Consider the following 17094-nt stretch of genomic DNA (forward strand, 5'->3'; position numbering starts at 1 on the left):
GACCCTACGCGGGTTCGAGGTCGTTGAAGCCCAGCGCGGTCGCCAGCTTCTTGTAGTCCTCCATCGGCGCCGAGGACGGGGCGAAGGCGGGGACCGTCGCCTGCAACCGGTGCTGTCGCGGGATGACGTCCGTGTACCGGATCTTGTGCAGGCTGAAGTTCTCGCCGTACTGCCGCTCGATGGCCTCGACCGTCTCGGCGTACTCGATGCCCTTCTTCTGCGAGGTCGGGGTCGAGCACATCACGATGTTCTTGATCGTCGGCGCCGGCCGTCGGCTGCGGGTGGTCATGTTCTCCACCATCTCGGCCAACTCCTCGAAGGTGTAGCCGAGGTCTTCCTCCTCCTTGTTGGTGACGAGGACGGGCGGCAGGACCTCGTCGTCCTCCGTCAGCGGGAGCAGCGCGGAGACGGTCAGCTTGCTCAGGCTCGCCGGCAGGTCGAGCAGCCACACGTCGTCTTCGCCGTCGTACTCCCGGCAAACCTTCTCGAACCAGCCCACAAGCATGCGCTCGGGTGCGACCGCAGCCTCGGTGTCGAAGTTCTTCACGTGCCGGGAGCCGCGAACGAGCATGAGGTTGGGGATCTCTGCGAAGGCGTCGTCGTCCCAGCCGTCGCCCACGCGGAACCGCGCGGGCACACTGGCCTCTTCGAGGCTGGCCTCGTCCCGGATCAGGTCCCAGATCGTCGGGAACTGAGCGTCGTCCAGATGCTTGGCGCAGAGGATGTGGCTCAGGTTTCGCTGCTGGTCGAAGTCGAAGACCCGCACCTTGTAGCCGCGAAGAGCCAAGATGGTGGCCAGGATGCTGATGGTCGTGGTCTTCGCACTGCCGCCCGAGATGATGAGCGCGGCGATGATGAGGGGCCAGTTGCGGCCGTGGGGGCGCAGGTTGCGCCGGGGCAGGGTTTTCGAGGACAAAGTGTGCTCCAGTCAGGTTCAGACAGAGGCCATGTCGGCGGCTTCGTCGGTCGGGTACGCCACGGAGAACTTGTCGAGCTGGTCGCGTTCCCACTGGGTCTGCGGCCGGTAGCCAGCAGCCTGGATCAGGAGCTCGACGTGCGCGGCATCGTTGCGGTCCCACTGCCGACGGTTGTCCTTGGCCCGGATCTCGCTCGCCGCGAGAGCCGTCACGAAGGTCGCGAGCTGGATCAGCCCGTCGTTGCCGGATGAGAGTACGGCCTGGAAGTAGCTGTCGCTATCGCTCACCCCAAGAACTTCACGACCGGCTTCGCGGAGCCACGCGTGGCCCCGAGTCTTGGCCGGCCCCTGCTGGATCGGCGAGAGGAGGGTGCGCGCGAACAGGGCGGCAAGCTGCTTGTCGTCCGGGGTGAATCCGCTGCGGATCAGGTGCAGGCATGCCTCGGTCCGGTCTGCTGCGGCGTTGTTCCGCTCCCGGGCGGAGCGATCGGCGGCCGAAATGACGGGGGCCGGTGCGCTGGCCGTCTTTCGCGGCGCCGGCTGCTTCGGTGCTTCACCGGTGCCGTCCGCGTCCTGCCCCTGCGTGGACTGCGGTTCCTCCTCCCCGGCTGCATCGGCAGCAGCACGCTGCGTACCCGCCGCGGTCTCGGACCGCTGCTCGGGAACGTCGGCCGCCTCGCGATCCGGTGCAACCTGGACAACGTGACCGTCGGGTGTGTAACCGGAGGTGATGGCTTGGATGGCCGCCTTGACCGTGAGGGATCGCTCAGGATCGCTCATGAGGCGCCAGGCCGCCTCCCGTTCCTCCGGCGTCTCCAGGTTGTCGAGGAGCTGGGTGGCGTTGGACGCGGCGAGCTCGCCGGCGTCGACCTGGAGCTGGAGTTCCTCCGGGAGGTTCAGCAGCTTCATCCGGCGGCTCACCTGCGAGATGGCAACCTTGATGGCCTCCGAGATTTCCCGGTAGGAAAGTCCCTCTTCGGTGTTCAGGCGGTGGTAGTTCCGGGCCTCCTCCATCGGCGTGTATCCGACGCGCTGGAGGTTCTCGATGAGCAGGACCCTTCGGATCTTCTCTGCCACCGAGTTGTTCAGGACGGCGCGGATCTTGGACAGCTCCGCCTTGGCTGTGGCGCGCCACCTGCGCTCTCCAAAGGCGATGACGTACTTGGTGGTGATGCTCTCGGCCTGTTCCGGCCAGACCTTGGCGAACTCCGTGGTGTGCATGACCACGATGTCTTGGAGGAGTCCGTCTTCCTTGATACTCCGGGCAAGGCTGTCCAAGTCGCCCATCGAGCGGAGGTCGTTGAAGGGGTTCGGCGAGATGTCCGAAAGCGCGATTTCGAGCGCGGCACCGTCCTCTTCCAGGCGGCTGTAGAACTCCTGGGAGGGCTTCGGACTTGCCGGGGCGGTTCCCTGGCCGCCTACGCCTGCCCCCCTCCGGTTCTGGGGCGCGCCCTTGAGTGGCTTCATGAATGCGTCTCCGATGCTCGGACGATAGGTGCGAGATAGAGACTAGCCGTCAGCCCCCAGGGGGCTGGTGACACATGCGCGTTTTGCGCACCCACGGTGTTCCCACTGGGAACAGCTCTGGAGCCGGACCCTGGGTATCAAGGTTGATTGCAAGGGCCCGGCTCGCGGGCGGTGCCCGGCAGCCCGAGACGCAAGCAAGGCGGACTTCCTACCTTCCCGGGGCTTCGTCACCCACCGGGAGGACCACCCCCATGAGTTTCGCCATCGACCTCGACGCCGAGCGCCGCGAGGTGCAGTACCCGAACGGCATCCCCGTGCAGCTGCGCGGTGAGCAGTTCATCTTCCCGGCCGAGGTACCGGCGGACGCGCTCGATCCGCTCTTCTCGCCTGAGCTGGACCTGATGGGCATCCTCGGCGACATCGTCAACGTCCAGGGCACCACGACGACCGGCGAGATCATCGACCTGCTCTTCCGGCGGCCGTCCCTGCCGATGCGGTTCGTCGCCGCGGTGAAGGACATCTACCGCGCCCTGCTCGGCGACGACGCGTTCGCCGCCTTCGCCTCAGCCCGCCCGTCCATCGGGGACTACGTCCGCCTGTCCAAGCGCCTCGTCGCCATCTACGGGGTGGACCTGGGAAAGCTCTACAGTTCGGCCGGCTCCTCCGCGAGCGGTGGGCCGACGTCGAATCCGACCTCTCCCGATATCACCAGCTCGACGCCCGAGGCGTCTGGCTCCGCCCCGGACAGCCGGGGTTCATCGGCCTCCGCCGACTGATCGTCCTCCTCGACGGCCTGCCCGAGCAGTCCCGGGTCGCGTCCTCGCCGATCAACGGCTGGACGGTGCACACCGAGCTGTTGGTGCAGCTCATCGAGGAAGTCTCACTGATCGCCGCTGACCGGCGCCGTGAAGCACCTCGGACGATCAACCGCCCGTACGACACGGCCGCGGCTGTTCCCACCGGGAACACCGAACCGGCGCAGCAGCCCGCCCCCATGAACGGGCACCGCAAGATGCTCGCGGCTGCCGCCCGGAGAGGAATGGTTCGCCCCGATGTCTGAGGGTTTGCAGGCCGGCCGCCTCGAAGTCACGGTCGTCTCGGTGCTCGACGGGTTCGCCCGCGAGCTCCGGACGAAGGTGGAGACGGCCGCCGAGGGCCTGGCCGCGAAGGTCAAGATCGAGGTAGACGACAAGGGTCTGCGCCGGCGGCTGAAGAACGCGGTCAAGGAGGCGTCGAAGGGCCTCACCGCCAAGGTGAAGGTTCGCGTCGATCACGACGGTCTTCGCGGCGAGTTGGACGAGGTCGCCCGCCGCGCTGCGGACAGCGACATCCGCGTGCCGGTACGGCCGGACGACGAGGAAGGCGGCGGGGGCGGCCTGCTCGACCGCATCCGTCGGCTGTTCAGGCGCGCCCAGAGCGAGGCGGACGAGACACCGGTCAACGTGCCGGTGCAGTTCAACATGCCGGGACGGGGCCGGGGCCGCCGCGGCATGTTCCGCTCGCTGGCCCTGGGGGCGATCGTCTCGCTGGCCCAACCGGCCATCGCCGCGATCACCCAGTACGCCGCGGGACTGACCGCGATGGTCGGCGCGGCGGCGCCCGCCGTCGGTGTCCTCGGCGCCCTCCCGGGTCTGATCGCCGCGACGGGCACGGCGGCCATCGCCACCAAGGTCGCCTTCGGCGGCTTCGGGGAGGCCCTGAAACAGACCCTCAAGGCGCAGAGCCAGCTCGCCGACGGCACCAAGCTCACCAAGGCGCAGCAGGCCGCCCTCGATCGGTCCCTTCAAGGCTTGTCGACGTCGGCCCGCGCGACGGTGAAGACGGTCGCCAGCCTGAGCGGTGAGTGGCGCAAGATGCGCCAGTCGGTGCAGGAACGGTTCTTCTCGCAGGTCAAGGACGAGATCGAGCCGCTTTCCTCGGCCGTCCTGCCGCTCCTTCGGGACTCGCTCGGGGACGCCGCCGGCCAGATGGGCAACCTGGCGAAGCGGGGCGCCCAGGCGATGCGCAGCGGGCCGTTCGCCAAGGACTTCAAGACGGTCGCCGCGTCCAACTCCAAGGTCATCGGCAACGTCAGCGACGGCGTCGCCAACCTCGCCGCGGCCACGGGGCACTTCTTGGTCGCCTCCGGCCCGTTCGTTGAGCGGGTAGCCGAAGGCGGCGAGCGGTTCACGCGGTGGATTCGTGCTTCGGCGCAGGCCGGCCGCGAAACCGGATCGCTGGCGCGCTTCTTCGACCACGCCGCCGAGAAGGCCAAGCTCCTCGGCCGTACGACCCTGAACCTCGGCAAGGGGCTGGCCGGGGTCGCGCGCGCCGGAATGGACACCGGCAACGCCCTGCTTACCGGGCTCGAAGCGTCCATGCTGCGGTTCAACCGCTGGGCCAACTCCGGTGAGGGCCAGAAGTCGATGAAGAAGTTCTTCAGCGACGCGGCCCCCACCTTCCACGAGCTGAACAAGCTCGTCGGAGACTTCGTCCGCGGGCTGGGCCGGATGTCCAAGGACAACGGCATCCGGGACCTCATCGTCCAGATCCGGACCGAGCTGATGCCCGCCGTCGGGCGCTTCCTGGACGCCATCGGCGGAACGATCGGTCCGGCGATCATCGGGCTGATCTCCAACATCGCCAGCCTCTTCGCATCCTTGTCGTCGGCCGGGTCCGGGCTCGGCGTCATCCTGGGCTCACTGAACGGCCTGCTCAACATCGTCAACGGCCTGCTGAACGTGGTGCCCGGCGCCGGAACCGCGATTGGCGTCTTCCTCGGAGCGATCCTCGCCTTCCGGGTGGTCAGCGGTGTCGCGAACCTGCTCACCGGCCTCGGCACGTCTATCCGCAACGTGGGCACCATCTCCACGACCACGGCGGCCGGCGCAGCCACGCAGACCACCCTGTGGCAGCGGATGGGCACCGCCTACACGACCGCGGCGGCCGGCGGAGGCCGCCTGTCCGGGGCGATGCGCGGCGTCCAGGGCGCCGCCCGCGTCATGGGCGGCGCGATGACCGGCCTCATGGGAGCCCTGGGCGGCCCGTGGGGCGCGGCCATCGCCGCCATCACCATCGGCATCGGCCTGCTCGCGAACCAGCACGAGAAGGCCGCGCGGGCGGCCGAGCAGCAGCAGAACCGGATCAGCTCCCTCACGCAGGCCCTGCGCGACTCCAACGGCGCCATCGACGCCAACGTGCGCGCCCAGGCGGTGCAGCTGCTCCAGGAGTCCAAGCTCGGTGACGGGAAGACCAAGCTCGTGGACAAGCTCCGCGACGTCGGCGTGGGCCTGACGGATCTGACGAACGCCTACCTCGACCAGGGCAAGGGCCTGGACGACCTGGAGGGCAAGCTCCGGAAGCTCGCCGACGCCAAGCAGCAGTACATCGAGAAGGGCCGCGACGTCTGGGTGAAGGGCGACGGCCCGGAATCAACGAAGTACCGCCAGGCGGCCGACGCGCTGAAGAGCCTCAACGGCGAGCTGAAGACGAGCATGCGGGACGCCAAGGAGGGCGCCGCGGCGATGAACGACGTCGGGAACAAGGGCACCGACTCGTTCTCCCGGCTCAAGACGGCAGTCGAAGGGATGTCGAGCTCGACCGCGACCGCCGACGACCGGGTGAACAAGCTCAAGGTCGCCCTCGACGCCTTGACCGGCGGCACCCAGTCCTTCCACGACGCCCAGACCCGGGTCAACGCCGCGGTCCTCTCGGTGAACGACGCCATCGCCAACAACACCGACAAGCTGAAGGACGCCAACGCCGAGCTGATCAACCAGGACGGCTCCCTGCGCACCGTGACCCGCGCCGGCCAGGACTACAACTCCCACCTGACCGAGCTGCGGGACTCCTCCCTGGGCGCAGCCAACGCCGCCTTCGAGATGGCCCGCGCCAACGACATCACCCTCCCCGAGGCGATGAAGAAGGCCGAGGCCGAGGTGCAGAAGGCGCGCGATGCCGCGATCCAGTACGGCATGGACCTGGGCCTGACCAAGGACCAGGCCGCCGGCCTGGCGAACCAGATGGGCCTCATCCCCTCCTCGGTCTCCGTGCTGCTCCAGTCCAACGGCATGGAGAAGGTGACCGCCGACCTCCTCAGCCTGTCCACCAAGCTCCTCAACCTGCCCAAGAACGAGACCATCACGGTCGACGCGCCCACCGGCGCTGCCGTCACCGCCTTGCAGAACCTCGGCTTCCAGGTCCAGATGCTGCCCGGCGGCAAGCAGGTCACCATCTCCGCCCCGACCGACTCGGCGCGCGCGAACCTCGGCGCCCTCGTCGGCGACCTGGCCGCCACCCCCGGCAGCAAGACGGTCACCGTGCAGACCCTCGTGCAGCAGGCCACGACCGACCTCACGAACGTGCAGAACCAGGTCGCCGGCATGAAGGGCAAGACCATCGAGGTCGACGCGCCCACCGCCCTGGCGCGCCAGGAGCTGGAGAACCTCGGCTTCAAGATCCGCGACCTCAAGGACAGCAAGAAGGTCGAGATCACCGCCCCGACCGGCACAGCCATCAGCCAAGTCCAGTCGATCCAGGGCAGCATCAACTCCCTGACCGGCAAGACCGTCAACGTCACCATCAAGTACTCGACCGTCGGCCAGCCCTACGTCTCGCCGCAGGCCGACGGCGGCATCGTGCGCTTCGCCAACGGCGGCATCCACCGCGCCACCGAGCGCATCAAGGCGTTCGCGAACGGCGCCGAGCGGCACATCGCACAGATCGCCCGACCCGGTGAGTGGCGGCTGTGGGCAGAGCCCGAAACCGGCGGCGAGGCGTACATCCCCCTCGCTCCCAACAAGCGGAAACGCAGCGCGGCCATCCTCGACGAGGTCGCCCGCATGTTCGGCGGCCGAGTCGTGTACTTCGCCAACGGCGCGCTGCGCCAGTACGCCCAGGGCGCGGTCTCCATGCACAGCAGCTCCACCCGGACCTCTGCCGCCCGCCGGGCGACTGTTCCCAGTGGGAACACCCCTGCGCTCGTCGGCGGCGACCTGAACCTGACCATGACCGGCGCCCCGATGAGCCCGAGCGAAGCACTGGGCGACGCCCTCTTCGAGCTGCGCCGCATCCGCCGAGGAGGTGCCCACGTTGGATGAGGGCGAGTGGAACCTGTCGTACGGCTCGAACGGCATCTACCCGGGGGCCAACTTCACCTTCGGGACTGTCCGGAGCGGGTTCTTCCTCGTGGACCCCTACGAGATCAGCACCGGGGACACCGACACGGGCGACACTCCCATGCCCCGGCAGGACGGCATCCGCTTCGGCCAGGACTTCAAGCCGGCGGCCACGGTCACCTTCGAGCTGGCCGTGGACACGGTGGGGGCCGGGATGACGAACGCCACCCGGCACCGCGAGAACCTGGCGGCGCTGTCGGTGATGAAGCAGGCGTGGGACGCCGAAGCGATCCGCCGCCGCTTCGCCGCCCCCGCGGTTCTGCGCACCGTCCAGGGCGGCCGGGCACGCAGGTTCTACGGCCGCCCGAGGAAGTTCGCGCCAGCGGCTTCGCGCCTGACCCGCAAGGGCCACACCCCGGTCGTCGCGACCTTCGCGTGCCTGGATGACACGGCGTACGACGACGTCGAGCAGACCGTGCGCGTCGACCTGGTCCCGCCGCCCCACCGGGGGCTTGTCGGCCCGCTGACGACTCCGCTCACCATGACTGGTACCTCGACCTCCCGGGCGCCGGGGCAGGTGACCGTGGGCGGAACGAAGCCGACGTGGCCCGTCATCACGATCTACGGCCCGATCAGCCAGCCGGTGTGCGAGGTGATGGGGAAGTGGAAGGTCAGCCTGGACCTCTCCCTCGGCGAGAACGAGCGGGTGATCATCGACCCGCGGCCCTGGGCCAGGACGGTGCTGCGCAACGGCAACGCCTCGGTCGCGGGCTCCCTCTACCGCAGCTCCCCGCTCCTGCCCGAGCTGAGGCTGCCGCTCGGCACTCAGGACTTCGTACTCCGCGGCATCGACTCGACCGGCAGCGCCTTCATGACGGTCGCGTGGAGGGACGCCTACGCCTACCTCTGACCGTCGGCCCGGGACACAAGCACCACGGCGCCTACAACCTCCCGCTCGTCGTAGCGCAAGAGCAGCGGAGGGATCAGTTCAATGCCTTGGGACAGCGTTCCGTGGTTCACCGAAGGCGGCGCCGAGCACAGCTCGGAGGTGGCCCGCCTCCTCGCATACAGCGCCTTCGGCGGTGCCGAGGGCATCGTCGGGGCCGGTGACCTCCAGGTGCGCGCCCTGTCGTCGCCGGCCGCCGCGATCCGGGTCACCACGGGGGCCTGCGCCATCCTCAACCGGGCGCCCGGAGCCTCCTACCAGGCGTACGCCGGCCGCATGCCGACCTCGGACCAGGTGTCGATCGCCGCGACCGGGGTGTCGGCTCGCTCCGACCTGATCATCGCGCGCATCGAGAATCCGTACGCGGCCGGGGAGCCGTGGGCGAACCCGTCGAACCCGAAGGTCGGCCCCTACATCTACACGCGGGTCATCTCCAACGTGCCGAAGACCACGACCTCCGTGAGACAGGTCCGTCCGAACGACAGCGCCATCACCTTGGCCCGGATCGACATCCCCGCGAACACCAGCAGCATCACTCAGGCGATGATCAAGGACTTGCGGGAGATGGGCCGCCCGCGGCGCGACCGCCGCCTCTATACCGCTTCCCCGTCGGGAGACGAGAACTGGGGCGGCAACGGCGGCTCCTGGGTGAAGTGGCCGCCGTCTGCCCGCTGGTCAGTGGAGGTGCCCTCGTGGGCCACGAAGGCACGGATCGTGATGAACGTGGCCGGCACCCAGGTCCTCAACGGGGGCATCTGGTGCGCGAGCGCCTGGCAGCTCGGCAGTTCCATCCAAGGTCAGTCCGTCCAGATCGACACCGGAGCCTCGGACCGCTCCGAGCGCATCCACATGATCTCGGCGGACACGCGCGCCCTGCCGAGTTCGTACCGGGGCACCGTGCAGGAGCTAAGCGCGCTGATCTGGCTCGAATCCTCCGAGCCCGGCGTGCTTCAAGCCGACGTCGCCACCACCGCCATCGCCGACGTGGAGTGGGTTGAGGACCCGTACGAGGACGAGACCTGATGCCGGCCGGCTGGCGGTTCATCGCCCAGCGCGCCTTGCCCACCGAGGTCATCCTCGACTGGGACGTCCCCTTCGCGCTCACCTCCAACCCGGTACGGGACCTGAGCGGACCTGGCTCGATGACCGCGACGATCGAGCCCGAGTACGCCCGGATGCTCGGGGCGGACGGCGAACCGATCCTTCAGGAGTGGGGCACCAAGGTCTACCTGGAGGTGGACGGGGACATCCGCTGGGGCGGCATCGTCACCAAGACGTCGTACGACGGGCCGAAGGCCACGGTGGTGTGCGAGGGGCTGAGCAGCTATCCCCACGGCATCCCGTACGAGGACTACATGGTCTCGGGCCCTCTCATCACCCCAAAGGACCCATATGAGGGAAAAGATAAAAATCATGACGGCTGGGTGGACGGCCAGAAGGGCAAGGTGAAGGTCCCCCCACCGCCCAAGCCGTACGGCGGTCCGCGGTTCGACACCTACCACGCGGTCCGCAAGATCTGGGAGCACGTCCAGAGCCGCCCCTACGGCAACATCGGCCTGAAGATCGACGGCCACAACCACGGCGAACTCCTCGGCGCGCAAGACGGGAGCGACCCGTGGGAGTTGGCCTGGTGGAACAACCCGGACTGTGGGCAGGTCCTCGACACGTTGGCGCGCAACGCCCCGTTCGACTGGATCGAGACCCATGCGTGGAGCGGCGGCGGCAACGCGATCGAGCACCGCATCCGACTGGGCACCCCGCGGCTTGGCCGGAAGCGGACCGACCTCCGCTTCGCGGACGGCGAGAACCTCGCCGCCATCGCGAAGCCGGAGGGCATGGGCGACGACTTCGCCAACGAGGTCATCGTCCTGGGCAAGGGAGAGGGCAGGAAGATGGCCCGCGCCCAGGTCCACCGGTACGAGGGCAACCGGCTCCGCCGGGTCACCACCGTCACCGATAAGACCCTGTCGTCGGCTGCGGCGCTGACTCTGCGCGGCAACCGCGAGCTCGCGGGGCGCACCCAGGCCCTCCAGATTCCCGCGATCCAGGTGATCGACCATCGGAACGCTGAGTTCGGCTCCTGGGCGTTGGGAGACGACATCCGCGTCCAGGTCCACGTTCCCTGGGTCGGAGATGTCGACGTGTGGCACCGGATCGTGAGCGACGAGGTGAGCGCTGACGGCACGTGCGTCCTCAAGTTGAAGCGGTCCGACTCCTTCCACTACTGACCTGGCTCGCGGGTGTTCCCAGTGGGAACACCCGCTGCCCCGGTGCCCGGGACGCAAGGGGCGCCGGCCGCACAGCCTCCGCGGATGGTCAACTTCCTCGACACGGGCTCGGACGCGGAGAAGGTCGCTCAGCTCCTTGCGGACTACGACCGGCGCCTCCAGGCCCTTGAGCGGTCCACGCAGGCGTCGTACACGTCCATCGAGGGCGGGTCCATCGACATCTACGACGCCGATGGCCAGCGCAAGGGCAGCGTCGGCGTGCAGCCCGACGGTGGCGTCGCCCTGGTGCCGATCAACACGGCCCCACCCCCGACGCCGACCGCCCCAACCGTGCAGCCCGTACTCGCCGGGCTGCTCGTCGGGTGGGACGGGCTCTGGGACGACTCGTACACCACGCCCACCGACTTCTCGCTGATCCAGGTCCACGTCGGGCCCGCCGCGGACTTCACCCCCGGGCTGTCCACCCTCGTCGCCACGATCACCGCCCGCCTCGGCGGCACCGTCACCATCGCGATCGAGGGCTACGCCCCGGCGTGGGTCCGGCTTGTGGGCGCGAACACCGCGGCAATCACCGGCCCTCCGTCGGTCGCCACGCAAGGAACGCCCCGCCAGGCCGTCCCGAAGGACCTGATCGACGGGATCGTCACCGAGACCAAGCTGGCCCAGAACGCGGTCACCGAGGCGAAGATCGCCCTCGGCGCGGTCGGCTCCACCGCCCTGGCGGCCGGCGCGGTCCTGGAGGACAAGCTCGCCAAAGCCGCCGTGACGCTCGACAAGATCGCCAACGGCGCCGTCCGCATGAACGCCCTCGGCGGCGCGCTCTCCGACTCCGCGGCCCAGCGGTACGTCGACGCGATGGGCGATCCCGCCGCCTGGCAGGTACTGGCCACCGGCACCGGCGCCACCTGGGAGCACCTGTCGGGCATAGCCGACGCGCCCACGGGCCGGACCGTCGGCCAGGCCACCGGGTTCGTCCGGGCACGCGGCACCGCCGTGATCCCGTACGAGCCCGGCACGCTCTACCGGATCAGCGCCCGTGTACGCATGACCGGCCCGCCCGCGGCCACGGACTCCTTCTACGTCGGCGCGCTCGGCCTGGCCGCGGACAAGACCACGTTCGTCAACCGCACGGGCGACCCCTCGGGCAGCAGCCACTACTACGCCGCCGCCTCGAACCAGCCCATCACCACGGCGGACGGCTGGGTGACCGTCGTCGGCTACCTCAAGGGCCGCGCCGCCCCGGGAGCAAGCGGCTCAGGCGGCCCGAACCCCGACCCCCGGGCGGCTGGCTTGGTCCACGACGGCGTCCGCTTCATCTCGCCCTACCTGTGGCTGAACTACACCTCGGCCGCCGCCCCGACCCCGTCCAGCGTGATGCAGGTCGACGCCTTCACCATCGAGGCCCTGAAGACCGGCCTGGTCGACAGCACCAACCTCGTCGTCGGGTCCGTCACCACCGCCGCACTGGCCACCGACGCGGTCACCGCGGGCAAGATCGCCGCGGACGCGATCGGCGCCCGCGAGATCCAGGCCGGCGCCGTCACCGCGATCGAGATCGCTGCCGGGTCCATCACCGCGGACAAGCTGACCATCGCCGGCGGCGCCAATATCCTCTCCGACCCTTCCTTCGAGGGGGCGTACACCGCGGCGGTCGCCGAGCGCTTCAACGCATTCGCGACCCAGGACAAGACCTTCGGCAACGGCTCGTCGTCCAGCCTGAAGATCGACTCGACTTCGGCCACGGCCGCCTGGCGGGCGGTGGAGCTGAGCCTGCTGCCCGTCTCCCCGGGCGATCAGCTCTACATCGCGGCGGACAGCTTCGTACCGGCGGCGTGGGCCGGCACCGAGGTCAACATGCACGTCCGCTGGGAGGCCGCGGACTCCACCGTCCTCGGCTTCGGCAAGGCCGCGGCCACCAACCCGGTCCGGGACGCCTGGACGCGGCTGTCCGCCACCGTCACAGCCCCGGCCGGAGCCTGGCGGGGCCGCGTCCGCGTCGAGGCGAACGGCACGGCCGGGGCGGTCTGGTGGGACAACGCCGTGTGCAGGCCCGTGATCGCCGGGGTGCAGATCGCGGACGGCGCTGTGACGGCGCCCAAGATCGTGGCCGGTTCCATCACCTCGGACAAGCTCGTCGCCCTGGCCGTCACCGCGGAGAAGATCGCCGCCCTGGCCGTCACCACGGACAAGCTCAGCGCCCTGTCGGTCACCGCCGACAAGCTGGCCGTCAACAGCGTCACCGCCTCGAAGATCGAGGCCGGAGCGATCGAGACCAACCACCTCAAGGCCGGGTCCATCACCGCGGACAAGCTCTCGCTCGGCACCGACGGCAACATCATCGCCGACCCCGGGTTTGAGGGCCCGGTCACCGACCAGCGGCTTACCGGCCTGACGTACTGGGCGGCCGTCACTCCCGGGAACGGTTCGCCCCGCGCGATCCAGGTAAACGCCTCCGCTGCAACCGCCACCACCCGCACACACACCCTCGCCTTGGCCCCGGCCGTTCCTGGTCAGCGGATGTTCTTCGCCGTCGACTACCTGGCCACCAGCGACTGGAACGGCGACCGCATCAGCATCTACGCCCGCTGGGAGGACTCTGCCGGCGCCAGCCTCGGCTACAGCACCGTGACAACCGGGACCGGGAAGGCCATCAAGGGCTCGTGGCAGAGACTCCAAGGGGTCGCCGACGACGCGGCGCCCCTGAACACCGTGCGCGCCCGGGTCACCATCTCCACCGTCGATTCCACGGCCGGAGCGGTCACGTACGACAACGCGGTGGCCCGCCACGTCATCGGGGCGGACCACGCCGGCGGGCGGGCGGAGCTCTCCCCGCTCGGCCTGACCCTGTACAACGGCGACGGCGAGGAGGCCGTGGCTCTCGTCACCGGCCGTCCGAACTACCTCACGTTCTCCAGCAACGGGCAGGCCGTCGCCACGATCGACCAGAAGGGCAATGCTGGCTTCGGAGACGTCGCCGTCGCTGGAACCCTCACCGTCGGCGGGGACTCGCTCAACCACCTCATCTCCGACGTCGCCCGTGGCATCGTCGCCGTCGGCTTCCAGAGCACCGCGGTCACCGGCGCGACCACCGAGTACGGCTTCTACGAACTCCCCTTCACCGCCGACCCCACCCGGATGTACCGGGTCGTCCTCGACTGCTACGCCGACGCCTCGACCTCCGGCGGCGAAGTCGTGGTGATTCTCCGGGACGGCGGCAACGGCACCCCCAGCATCAGCTCGCCGCAGATCCAGAGCCGCATCTTCCCCGTCGGCGGCGGGTGGCAGCCCATCCGCCTGGAACTGGTCAAGGCGGGCTCGGCCTTCGGAGCTGGCACGCGCCGCCTGCTCACCTCCTTCTGGGTACAGAACGGGCCCGCAGGCCAGACCGTGCGCCTCTTCGGCGCCGGCCACTACCCGGCCTTCATGTACGTCGAGGACATCGGGCCCGCGATCAGCGGAACCGGCCAGTTCAACACCGGTGGCGGCAGCACCACACCGCCCGTGCAGCAGTACACCAAGACCTACGCCGCCTCCTGGTCGGGCTCCTACGCCAACCGCGGGTCGTACAACTCGTACTACGGCAACCAGATGATGTGCGGCTACTACAGCTCCACCAACGGCATGCAGGCGTCCTTGGTGGGCTTCCCCGCGGCTCTCGGCTCAGACCTGGCCGGAGCCACGATCAACAAAGCGGAGATTTATCTCTATTTCGACCATTGGTACGCAAATACGGGTGGAACGGCCGTCATCAAGGCGCACGGCCACGGCTCACGGCCCGGGTCCTTCTCCTGCGACTCCGAGGCCACGTCCATCTCCTGGGCCCGCAACCAGGGGAAATGGGTGGACATCACCAGCGTCTTCGACTCCACCTCGTGGCGCGGCATCGCCCTTGACCCCAACAACAGCAGCTCGACCTACTACGGCAGCGCCCGCGGCGTCGGCGAGGACTACCCACCCCAGCTTCGCGTCACCTACACCAAGTAGCCCAGGAGGCCACGATGCCCGTATCCACCCTGCTGAACGAGCACGAGCTGATGCGCGACACCAAGTTCGCCGCCCGAGTCCGTGCCGCCTTCATCCGAGAGGCCCGCGTCGTCCTCGAAGAAGACCCCGCCACCCCTGGGAACCCCTTGCGTGTGGCACTCGCCCGGCAGGTCCTCAATCCCGGTGACTGGACCACCCCGGGCCTCGCACCGGTGATCGCCACCGACAGCGAGGTCGCAGCCGCAGCCGCAACCGGGTCCACCGGCACGGCGGAGAGCGCCCAGGCCGCAGTCACCGACGACCTGATCCTCAGCGCCGTCCGCCGGGCCTGGAACGTCACTGCCGGCGTCAGCCCGAGTCCGGCTCCGTAGTCCGGGCCGCCGAGCCCGAGACGGTAGCCGCCGCGGCCTGCACCGTACGACGCGCGGGGGCCGGAGCCACTCGGCCCGGCCCCGCGCAGCCCAGCAAACCATCACGAGGAGGCGCCATGGACTGGCTCACTTCCGCGGCGCCGATCATCGCTCCCGCCTTCGGCGCCCTCGCCGTCACCATCGGTGCCGTCTTCAGCTACCGGCAGGTCAAGCGCAAAGGCGACGCCGACGAGCGCGTGGCTGCCGTCACGGCCAAGGCCAGCGCCGAGGCCGCAGAGGGGCAGACATACGTCGAGGCGATGAAGACCGTCACCGCCGGATTCAGCTCGCTCCTCGATCAGCAGCGCGGCATGCTCGACCAGCAGCGCGTCCTCTTGGACCAGGAGCGCACGATGCACGCGCAGACCGTGGAGCGCGTGGCCATGCTGGAGGCCGGACAGCTGGAGCTGACCCGGGAGGTGCGCCAGCTCCAGGAGGAGCAGCGCAAGGACCGCCGGTGGAAGGCCGCCGCCCTCGACTACATCCGCGACCTTCGGGGCCTGGTCGCGAAGGCGCTCGGTCGGCCCGCCCCCGAGCCCCCGGAGGAGATCGCCGCGGACATCGAGGCCACCGACCGGTGACCGGCGCCCCGGGACGCAAGCAGCGCTCGGGGTGCACAGTCCCGCCGTCTCATCACCGACAGACGGGATCACCACCATGTCCACGCTCGACTCCATCGCCGCCGGCTCGGCCGTCGGCGCTCTCCTCCCGCTGCTAACTGCCGTCGTACAGCGCCCACAGTGGTCCGTGCGTACGAAGAAGATCGTCGCGGTCGTCACGGCCCTGTTCGCCGGCGTCGTGACCGTCGCCTCCATCGGCGGCCCGGAGCAGTTTCAGCAGGGTCTGCCGACCCTCGGCACGCTCGCCGCGGTCCTGGCCGCCTCCCAGAGCGCCTACGACCTCGTCTGGAAGCCAAGCACGATCGCCCCGGCCATCGAGTCCGCCACGAGTCCGAAAGTCGCCCCAACGGCCGGATAGGGCCGGTGCGTAGCCGCTAGGCGGCGCAGCGCGGGTATCATCCGCACTGAGGTGGCCACCGTGCTGCCGATCTCACCGTAGTAGGAAGTCACCCTCCGCGGTTCTTTTCCTCCCCGGCCTCGCGCCGGGTTGAGAAGGGAGCGTTGGCGCGGGGGCGCGTGAGCCAAGACAGGCCGGGTACTGGCTGCTACCCGGGATGATCCGGCCCACGGGGGGATCGGTCGCAGGGTGGCCACCTCAGCCCGTACGTCCTGCCGGCAACGACCGGCCACGAGCGACTCCAGGAGGGCCAGCCTTCATGGCGGCAACGCAGCAGAACGGCCCGGACGAACCGGGCTCGCGCCAAAGCCGCTGGACGGAGCCGGACCCGGACTCGGTCGCGAGCAGGATCGCAGCCTTCCTCAAGCTCACCAACCGCGAGTTCGCCGCGGAGCTGGCAGCCTTCATCGCGTCCTCGGAGGACGATCGCGTCACGGCATACGCCGTTCGGTCTCCCGAGCTGGCCCGCAAGGCTCGTCGGCTGGTCGCCGAGCTCATTCAGAACCCCGACAAGTACCTTGCGGCGCCCGCCGGGGAGAGCAAAAACCACCACCGGGAACGCCTCCGTCGGTTCCGGCTGGACGCGGAGCACGAGGCTCAGCTGCTCCACAACGTGACGGCCGGGATCATCGCCCGGCGTGGGCACCTGCCGCCAGAGGCCAACCCGCGAGCTCGGGCACGTCGCCGCCTCGCCGACGAGTTCCCAGAGCGCTACCTGGAGCTCGTACGCGAGGAGCAGGAAGCCGACGTCGCGCGCGCCGAGAAGGAACGGGAGACGCGGGCCGCAGAGAGGGCGGCCAGCAGGTAGCCACCACTTCCTTCGAGTCGAGGGCGTACCCCAAGAGGGTGCGCCCTCCCTGCTTTCCCGTCGGGGTTCGCGGCCCGGGTTCGCCGACTCCGCGCACGAGGTACGGGGTGCGGCGTCCGGGCAGGTTCGGGTGCGGGGGTTCGCCCGCCGCGGGGGTTCGAGTCCTCCGGCGTTCGCCCGCCGCGGCGGTCCTCAGGGGTTCGGAGGTACGGGGTTCGGGGG

The 17094-nt window shown here is 69.4% G+C and carries 13 protein-coding genes; 11 read left to right on the forward strand and 2 right to left on the reverse strand.

Translation table 11 applies throughout. The features are described from left to right. Positions 1–4: 4 nt before the first annotated feature. A complete protein-coding gene (locus tag EF903_RS01690; protein ID WP_185902492.1) occupies positions 5–916 on the reverse strand; it encodes a ParA family protein in 912 nt (303 codons plus the stop codon). Between the two features lie 18 nt (positions 917–934). Then, positions 935–2383 (reverse strand): ParB/RepB/Spo0J family partition protein, encoded by a 1449-nt coding sequence (locus EF903_RS01695; RefSeq protein ID WP_125540811.1) that lies wholly within the window; start codon positions 2381–2383, stop codon positions 935–937. Positions 2384–2634: 251 nt separating this feature from the next. Here EF903_RS01695 and EF903_RS01700 point away from each other — a divergent pair, with 251 nt between their 5' ends. From EF903_RS01700 to EF903_RS01750, 11 genes are all read left to right on the forward strand, one after another. Then, entirely contained in the window at positions 2635–3159 is a 525-nt protein-coding gene (locus EF903_RS01700) for a hypothetical protein (RefSeq protein WP_125540812.1), read from the forward strand. A gap of 65 nt (positions 3160–3224) precedes the next feature. Further along, complete coding sequence (locus EF903_RS01705) at positions 3225–3443, forward strand: hypothetical protein (protein ID WP_125540813.1); 219 nt, start codon at positions 3225–3227, stop codon at positions 3441–3443. Further along, on the forward strand, positions 3436–7461 hold the full coding sequence (locus EF903_RS01710) for a hypothetical protein (RefSeq protein ID WP_125540814.1): 4026 nt from the start codon (positions 3436–3438) through the stop codon (positions 7459–7461). Before EF903_RS01705 ends, EF903_RS01710 begins: the two co-directional genes overlap by 8 nt. After that, entirely contained in the window at positions 7445–8389 is a 945-nt protein-coding gene (locus EF903_RS01715; protein ID WP_260614700.1) for a hypothetical protein, read from the forward strand. Before EF903_RS01710 ends, EF903_RS01715 begins: the two co-directional genes overlap by 17 nt. Positions 8390–8470: 81 nt before the next feature. Beyond that, positions 8471–9448 carry a hypothetical protein gene (locus tag EF903_RS01720; RefSeq protein ID WP_125540815.1) on the forward strand — a complete coding sequence of 326 codons (978 nt, stop codon included), beginning with the start codon at positions 8471–8473 and terminating at the stop codon, positions 9446–9448. Then, a complete protein-coding gene (locus EF903_RS01725; protein WP_125540816.1) occupies positions 9448–10653 on the forward strand; it encodes a hypothetical protein in 1206 nt (401 codons plus the stop codon). Before EF903_RS01720 ends, EF903_RS01725 begins: the two co-directional genes overlap by 1 nt. Positions 10654–10737: 84 nt before the next feature. Beyond that, positions 10738–14637, forward strand: a complete 3900-nt coding sequence (locus EF903_RS01730; protein ID WP_125540817.1) for a hypothetical protein — start codon at positions 10738–10740, stop codon at positions 14635–14637. Between the two features lie 14 nt (positions 14638–14651). Then, positions 14652–15008, forward strand: a complete 357-nt coding sequence (locus tag EF903_RS01735; protein ID WP_125540818.1) for a hypothetical protein — start codon at positions 14652–14654, stop codon at positions 15006–15008. A gap of 116 nt (positions 15009–15124) precedes the next feature. Continuing rightward, positions 15125–15628, forward strand: a complete 504-nt coding sequence (locus tag EF903_RS01740; protein ID WP_125540819.1) for a hypothetical protein — start codon at positions 15125–15127, stop codon at positions 15626–15628. Positions 15629–15704: 76 nt separating this feature from the next. Next, complete coding sequence (locus tag EF903_RS01745; RefSeq protein ID WP_125540820.1) at positions 15705–16025, forward strand: hypothetical protein; 321 nt, start codon at positions 15705–15707, stop codon at positions 16023–16025. Between the two features lie 298 nt (positions 16026–16323). Then, positions 16324–16872, forward strand: coding sequence for a hypothetical protein (locus tag EF903_RS01750; RefSeq protein WP_125540821.1), 549 nt, complete (start codon positions 16324–16326; stop codon positions 16870–16872). Positions 16873–17094 lie beyond the last annotated feature (222 nt).

Source organism: Streptomyces sp. WAC05292, from assembly GCF_003949955.1.
Lineage (GTDB): Bacteria > Actinomycetota > Actinomycetes > Streptomycetales > Streptomycetaceae > Streptomyces > Streptomyces globosus.

Coding starts and splice junctions, on each gene's coding strand:
- EF903_RS01725 (WP_125540816.1), top strand. CDS start 9,448: ATGCCGGCCGGCTGGCGGTTCATCGCCCAGCGCGCCTTGCCCACCGAG.
- EF903_RS01695 (WP_125540811.1), bottom strand. CDS start 2,383: ATGAAGCCACTCAAGGGCGCGCCCCAGAACCGGAGGGGGGCAGGCGTA.
- EF903_RS01720 (WP_125540815.1), top strand. CDS start 8,471: ATGCCTTGGGACAGCGTTCCGTGGTTCACCGAAGGCGGCGCCGAGCAC.
- EF903_RS01735 (WP_125540818.1), top strand. CDS start 14,652: ATGCCCGTATCCACCCTGCTGAACGAGCACGAGCTGATGCGCGACACC.
- EF903_RS01750 (WP_125540821.1), top strand. CDS start 16,324: ATGGCGGCAACGCAGCAGAACGGCCCGGACGAACCGGGCTCGCGCCAA.
- EF903_RS01740 (WP_125540819.1), top strand. CDS start 15,125: ATGGACTGGCTCACTTCCGCGGCGCCGATCATCGCTCCCGCCTTCGGC.
- EF903_RS01710 (WP_125540814.1), top strand. CDS start 3,436: ATGTCTGAGGGTTTGCAGGCCGGCCGCCTCGAAGTCACGGTCGTCTCG.
- EF903_RS01700 (WP_125540812.1), top strand. CDS start 2,635: ATGAGTTTCGCCATCGACCTCGACGCCGAGCGCCGCGAGGTGCAGTAC.
- EF903_RS01745 (WP_125540820.1), top strand. CDS start 15,705: ATGTCCACGCTCGACTCCATCGCCGCCGGCTCGGCCGTCGGCGCTCTC.
- EF903_RS01730 (WP_125540817.1), top strand. CDS start 10,738: ATGGTCAACTTCCTCGACACGGGCTCGGACGCGGAGAAGGTCGCTCAG.